The following is a 5,436-nucleotide window of genomic DNA, read 5'->3' as shown; positions in this document are numbered from 1 at the left end:
AGGATTAGGATTGTCTACCTGATCAGCAGGTAAAGGATTAGCAAGTACAGCATTAGGATTAGCCACCGGATTAGCAGGTAAAGGATTAGCAAGTACAGCATTAGGATTAGCCACCGGATTAGCAGGTAAAGGATTAGCAAGTACAGCATTAGGATTAGCTACCGGATCAGCAGGTGCAGGATTAGGATTAGCTACCTGATTAGCAGGTAAAGGATTAGCAAGTGCAGCATTAGGATTAGCTACCGGATTAGCAGGTGCAGGATTAGGATTATCTACCGGATTAGACAATCTACCACCACCTCCACGTGTAAAAGCATTAGAAGCTTGAACATCAAGGATTACATGAGCGCCAGTAATCATAAAGACGCCCCACTGAATAGGTAGGCCAAAATCAGAAAAAGTAAAAATTCTAGGAGCAACTTCCCTAATTTGTGAGAACCGAAAAAAATTAAAAATCTGAAAAGGATCACAGTCTGACAACAACTTTTCAAAAGCACGTATATGTTTCTTCGAAGTAGTTGATTTCATATCAATTAAAAACTTCAAAGGAAACAAAAAAAGAGCCTTTGATTTTAAATTTTCATCCGAAATCAAGTGAAAAAAAGAAGAATTAGTAAAATTTTTTAATGGATCCAAATCGAATTTATTCGAATTCGAAAAACTCAAATCAAAAAAATCTTTCTTTTTATCAAAAAGTTTTATTCGTTTGAAACTATCAAAATACAGTTTTTTACGCTCTATTGCTTCAAGCTCCACTTCCTGAAGTTTTTTTTTGTAGGAAATAAGAGCTCTATTATTGGAAAAAAGATTTCCAAAATTACCTAATAACAAACCAAACAAAATCCCTGTACTTTCTGAAAAAAAGTTTCTAAAAAATCCAAAAATAGAATTGAGTAAAATTTTATTTTTCACAAAAAAATTCCGCTATTTAATTTTATTTTTTTATTATATAAAAAATTAAAACCCCAAACTTTTGTTAATTATAATATAAAAAAACGTTAAATTCAAGAGATTTTTAACTATTTTTGAACAATTGTAAAAAATACACTTTCTAACTCTTTTTGTGTTTTCACCGTTGCTTATCAGACAATCGCGTATTTTTAAAACTCTACCTTACCCAACTTTCAGCTCATTTACTAGCTTTTTGATACTTCAAAACATCTTCAGGTTTCATAAAACTGTACCCATTTTTTTTTAAAGCATCCAATATCATGGGAACCGCCAAAGCAGTATTCAAATGAATATCGTGCAACAAAACAATACCTTTGTGCCCTTGGTCTTCTAACCCTTTTAAAATTCTTTCTTTTAATGCAGAATGACTTGGCCTTGCACCACAATCGTTTTTTTTCCAATCTCTGGGATCTACATTCCAAAACATAATCTTCATCCCTAAAGAATTCACAGATCGTTTCAATATATTGTTGCACGCCCCCCCTGGAGGACGAAAATACAGAACTGTCTTTTGAAATTCTTTTATACAGGAATTGGTTTTATCTAACGAACTAATCTGCTCTTTTTCCGTAAGCTTCGTCATTGTTACGTGTTTGTACCCATGATTTGCAATCATGTGACCTGAATCAGCGATAAGCTTTAATATCTTTTTTCCTTCCCTTTCATTTGCTTTTTCCCCTACAATAAAGAATATTGCAGATGCGTTTTCATTTTTCAAAGCATCCAAAACTTCTTTTGTCGCACTAGAAGGACCATCATCAAAAGTAAGTAAAACAGTACGATCTGGAAAGTTTTTACAAGAAACAACTCTAGAATCTGAGCACTCTACTTTTCCGTTCCCCAGAAAAATACCAAAACAAACAATTCCAAAAAAAATAAAACACCGCTTCCATACCACCTTCTTGAACCAATCGCACTGAAAAAAGGTAAATAATCTACCACACGAAATCAAAGCAACCTCTCTAACACTAATTATTTATTATTTTTTGCAAAAAAATTAAATTTTTTTGAATTACAAATCACTCTAGGCGATGACGGACTTGAACCGCCGACTCTCTCGGTGTAAACGAGACACTCTACCGCTGAGTTAATCGCCCTTTTCGATGTTCATTGTATCTTTTAATTTTCAAAAAGTAAAGTCCCTTTATCTTTTATAAATTAATGATAATTTGCCTAAAATTTTTCTCAATATCACATAATTATAAATAGAAACCTTTAGAAAAAATTAAGTAAAATAAGATTTTTTAATTGTATTTAGCACAAAAAATAAATGCGAAAAACATATATCAATCGACTTGTAAAAACATTTTTCCCATTATTGTTTAATTTATTTTTTTTATTTTTTTTCCAGGACTCTTTTTTTAGACGAATTATTTGTTACTATAAGCTTACTCAATAACTCAGCACAGGTTTTTCAATGAACGCATTTAAAGCGCCTGTAAATTTTTTTCCTTTGGCAGCAAACGCCTTAAGAATTTTAGCTATGGATAGCGTAGAACATGCCGGTTCAGGGCACCCAGGAATGGCCATGGGAATGGCAGATGTGATGGCAGTTCTTGCATCTCAATATTTAAAGTGGGACCCTTGCGATACACAGTGGCCAGATCGAGATCGTTTCGTTCTTTCTGCAGGTCATGGAGCCCCTTTGTGGTACGCAGCTTTATATATGTGGGGCGTTCTTTCCCTAGAAGATCTAAAAAACTATCGCAAACACGCAAGTAAAACTCCAGGGCACCCTGAACGAGGAACCCCTTTGGGAACTGAAGTAACAACAGGCCCCTTGGGACAAGGGCTTGCCAACGCATTGGGTATGGCGTTAAGTGAGTCTTTGTTACGCAAAGAATTTACACAAACGCTCGTAGACCACTACACATATGTCATTTTGGGCGATGGATGCTTAATGGAAGGGGTAGCACAAGAAGCCATCAGTCTTGCGGGGCATTGGCGCTTGCATCGCTTAATTGTTTTCTGGGATGACAACAAGGTCACCATAGATGGCCCAGTAGATCTTAGCGGAAGTGATGATATCGTTCAGAGATTTAAAGCATCTGGATGGAATACGTTATGTATAGATGGTCATGATTTTAACGCCATTTCCAATGCTATTGATATCGCAAAAAAATCTTGCCAACCTACGCTAATCGGGTGTCGTACCCATATTGGTTACGGATCACCTAATAAGATGGGAACATGTCAGGCACACGGGTCTCCCTTAGGCTACCAAGAAGCCCAAGCGGTACGAAAAGCACTAGCCTGGCCTTGGAATGAAGCATTTTTTGTTCCAGAGTTTTTACTAAAACAGTGGAAACATTTCAGCCAAAAATCTACTACATCACACAAAGCTTGGCAGGAAAGATTTTCTACCCAAGATTCTAGTATGCAAGATCGTTTCAGCAAAGCCATAAATGGAGCAGCTTTATCCCAAAAAGCTCAAGAACAGTTAAGGGCTAAAGGTATTTTTTATGCCCAAGAGCGCCCAGCCATTTCTACACGAAGCGCTTCTGGAGCAGTTTTAGCACAGATCTTTCCTTACACACGACTGCTTGCAGGGGCGGCAGATCTTAAAGATTCTACGTGCACAGATCCAAAAGAATGGACCCCTTATCGCCCATTTTTGTATTACGGTATAAGAGAGCACGCCATGGCAGCAATCATGAATGGAATTTCTGCGCACGCAGGATTTATTCCCTGTGGAGGAACATTTTTAGCTTTTTCAGATTATATGCGTCCTGCATTAAGGTTGTCAGCATTAATGGGAATAAAGGTAATATATATTATGACGCATGATTCCATTGGGCTTGGGGAAGATGGCCCTACCCATCAACCTATCGAACAATTGATTTCTTTGCGAGCCATCCCCAATTTAACCGTGTTGCGCCCAGGAGACAGCGTAGAGGTTGTAGAATGTTGGGAAATCGCGCTTCAAGAAAAAGGACCAGTTATCTTGTGTCTATCCAGGCAATCTCTTCCAACATTTTCTAAAGTGTATAAAGAAGAAAATCTCTGCAAAGCAGGAGCCTATCCTTTACTCCCCGCAACAAAAACTCCTAAAGTAAACTTGTGGGCCAGCGGATCGGAAGTTCACTTAGCCTTAACAATAGCGCATGAATTAGCAGACCAGCATTCTGTTTCTGCTCAAGTTTATTCAGTTCCTTGGATGATGCGCTGGCTTCAACGCTATCCAGAGCCTTGGAAATGTTTTCCTTCTGATTTACAAATTTCAATTGAAGCGTCTTCCCCCTTGGGATGGTATCAAGTTACAGGGCCTGGGGGGATAAACATAGGTATGGAAACTTTTGGCGCCTCAGGGGAATCTTCCGTTTTGTTCAAGCATTTTGGATTTTCTTCTACTGCGATCGTTCAAAAAATTTTAGACACTCTTTAGGAAGAAAATTTTCTTAAATAGTCAGTTCTTTTCTGAAATAAGATCTTTGCTAATCGCATAAAAAAGATTCAGTTTTTTTAAGCAATAGAAGTGAATTAAGAAAAAATACATTAATATCGTATTAAATTTTGGAAACTTTTAACTAAAGATTTTTTTTGTTAGAATTGGTAAAGAAAGTCTTTTAAAAGTCTCTAAAAAAGATTGTATGTAAAATTTGTGAATGTTCGGATTGCTTTAAAAACGATTTTGTTCGAGGGGTTTAGCAGTACAAATGTCAAAAATGTGGAAAAATTTTCACGAGGTGTGCCCGAGAAAGACAAGCTCCAAGTCTTCGTTTTATACGCAAGCGACCTTTCAATGAATCAAATTGCTCAACTTTTTGGTGTCAGCGCGACCGCCGTTTTGAAGTAAGGGCGCACTTTAAGATTAAGACTATGTGCCAAAATTGAGCTATCTACAGAAGACAAAGGTATTGTCATGGAAGTCGATGAAATTTCCAGACAGGCGCTACGAAAAGGCTAAGAGGTTAGAAGTCAGCACTTCTGGTATCAGATATGCAAAACAACGTTTAGGAGTGGCATATAAAAAAACTCTCAATCATCCGATCCAGAGAAAAGGTCTACATTTTTCCAAAAAATTGAGCAGCTAGAAAAATTAGGTAAAGCTATTCCTTACATAGATGAAAGTGGTTTTGCTCATGACATGCCAAGAACGCATGGACACTTTGATAAAGGCAATCGGTGTTATGAGCTCTTATGACTGGGAAGAACAAATCCCATAGGCGCTTTAATTGGCAAAGCTATAATTGTTAATTGGGTTCATATCTGGCTTACAAAGGGGGGTACGTCTTGGGTGCTGCCAAACCTTCCAAAAGAAAGCGGTAGTGTTATGGATAATGCCACTTTCCATAAAGAAAAAGCTATGAAAAATATGCTAGAAGATGCCATAGTTTGCTTTATTTTCCTCATCATTCTCCAGATCTCAATCCTATTGAGAAAAAATGGTCCCAAGCCAAACATATAAGAAGAACATTAACTTGTTCAATTAATTTTTTATTTCAATTCCATTTTTCGTAATCTTTTTATACTAATTTAGCTATA

At 36.9% G+C, this 5,436-nt stretch carries 7 protein-coding genes and 1 tRNA gene; 4 read left to right on the top strand and 4 right to left on the bottom strand.

Going from position 1 to position 5,436, the window contains the following annotated elements; all coding sequences use genetic code 11:
* From K737_RS02300 to K737_RS02290, 3 genes are all read right to left on the bottom strand, one after another.
* The coding region (locus K737_RS02300) for a hypothetical protein (RefSeq protein ID WP_035574914.1) at positions 1-912 on the bottom strand (912 nt) is incomplete at its 3' end.
* A 217-nt stretch (positions 913-1,129) separates the two neighbouring features.
* Complete coding sequence (locus tag K737_RS02295) at positions 1,130-1,849, bottom strand: polysaccharide deacetylase family protein (protein WP_006293337.1); 720 nt, start codon at positions 1,847-1,849, stop codon at positions 1,130-1,132.
* A 127-nt stretch (positions 1,850-1,976) separates the two neighbouring features.
* Positions 1,977-2,048 (bottom strand) — tRNA-Val (locus K737_RS02290).
* Between the two features lie 320 nt (positions 2,049-2,368).
* On the opposite strand from K737_RS02290, the gene tkt reads away from it, so the two are divergent.
* The 3 genes from tkt to K737_RS10345 all read left to right on the top strand — a co-directional run bounded on the left by tkt (position 2,369) and on the right by K737_RS10345 (position 4,985).
* Positions 2,369-4,336, top strand: a complete 1,968-nt coding sequence (tkt, locus tag K737_RS02285; protein WP_006293335.1) for a transketolase — start codon at positions 2,369-2,371, stop codon at positions 4,334-4,336.
* A 216-nt stretch (positions 4,337-4,552) separates the two neighbouring features.
* Positions 4,553-4,747 carry a helix-turn-helix domain-containing protein gene (locus K737_RS02280; protein ID WP_006293333.1) on the top strand — a complete coding sequence of 65 codons (195 nt, stop codon included), beginning with the start codon at positions 4,553-4,555 and terminating at the stop codon, positions 4,745-4,747.
* Positions 4,748-4,823: 76 nt separating this feature from the next.
* A complete protein-coding gene (locus K737_RS10345; protein WP_162832642.1) occupies positions 4,824-4,985 on the top strand; it encodes a hypothetical protein in 162 nt (53 codons plus the stop codon).
* 169 nt (positions 4,986-5,154) lie between these two features.
* On the opposite strand, the gene K737_RS11020 is transcribed toward K737_RS10345, so the two are convergent.
* Entirely contained in the window at positions 5,155-5,304 is a 150-nt protein-coding gene (locus K737_RS11020) for a hypothetical protein (RefSeq protein ID WP_235075665.1), read from the bottom strand.
* On the opposite strand from K737_RS11020, the gene K737_RS11885 reads away from it, so the two are divergent.
* Positions 5,287-5,412 (top strand): transposase, encoded by a 126-nt coding sequence (locus tag K737_RS11885; protein WP_152531050.1) that lies wholly within the window; start codon positions 5,287-5,289, stop codon positions 5,410-5,412. The two genes, K737_RS11020 and K737_RS11885, sit on opposite strands and share 18 nt — an antisense overlap.
* Positions 5,413-5,436 lie beyond the last annotated feature (24 nt).

It is taken from the genome of Holospora undulata HU1 (assembly GCF_000388175.3).
Lineage (GTDB): Bacteria > Pseudomonadota > Alphaproteobacteria > Holosporales > Holosporaceae > Holospora > Holospora undulata_A.
The sequence above is the reverse complement of the archived record's forward strand: the minus strand, read 5'-3'. Positions and strand labels throughout refer to the sequence as shown.

What these genes read in the sequence shown, in the direction of transcription:
- tkt (WP_006293335.1), top strand. Translation starts at nt 2,369, where the DNA reads ATGAACGCATTTAAAGCGCCTGTAAATTTTTTTCCTTTGGCAGCAAAC.
- K737_RS10345 (WP_162832642.1), top strand. Translation starts at nt 4,824, where the DNA reads ATGAAATTTCCAGACAGGCGCTACGAAAAGGCTAAGAGGTTAGAAGTC.
- K737_RS11020 (WP_235075665.1), bottom strand. Translation starts at nt 5,304, where the DNA reads ATGAGGAAAATAAAGCAAACTATGGCATCTTCTAGCATATTTTTCATA.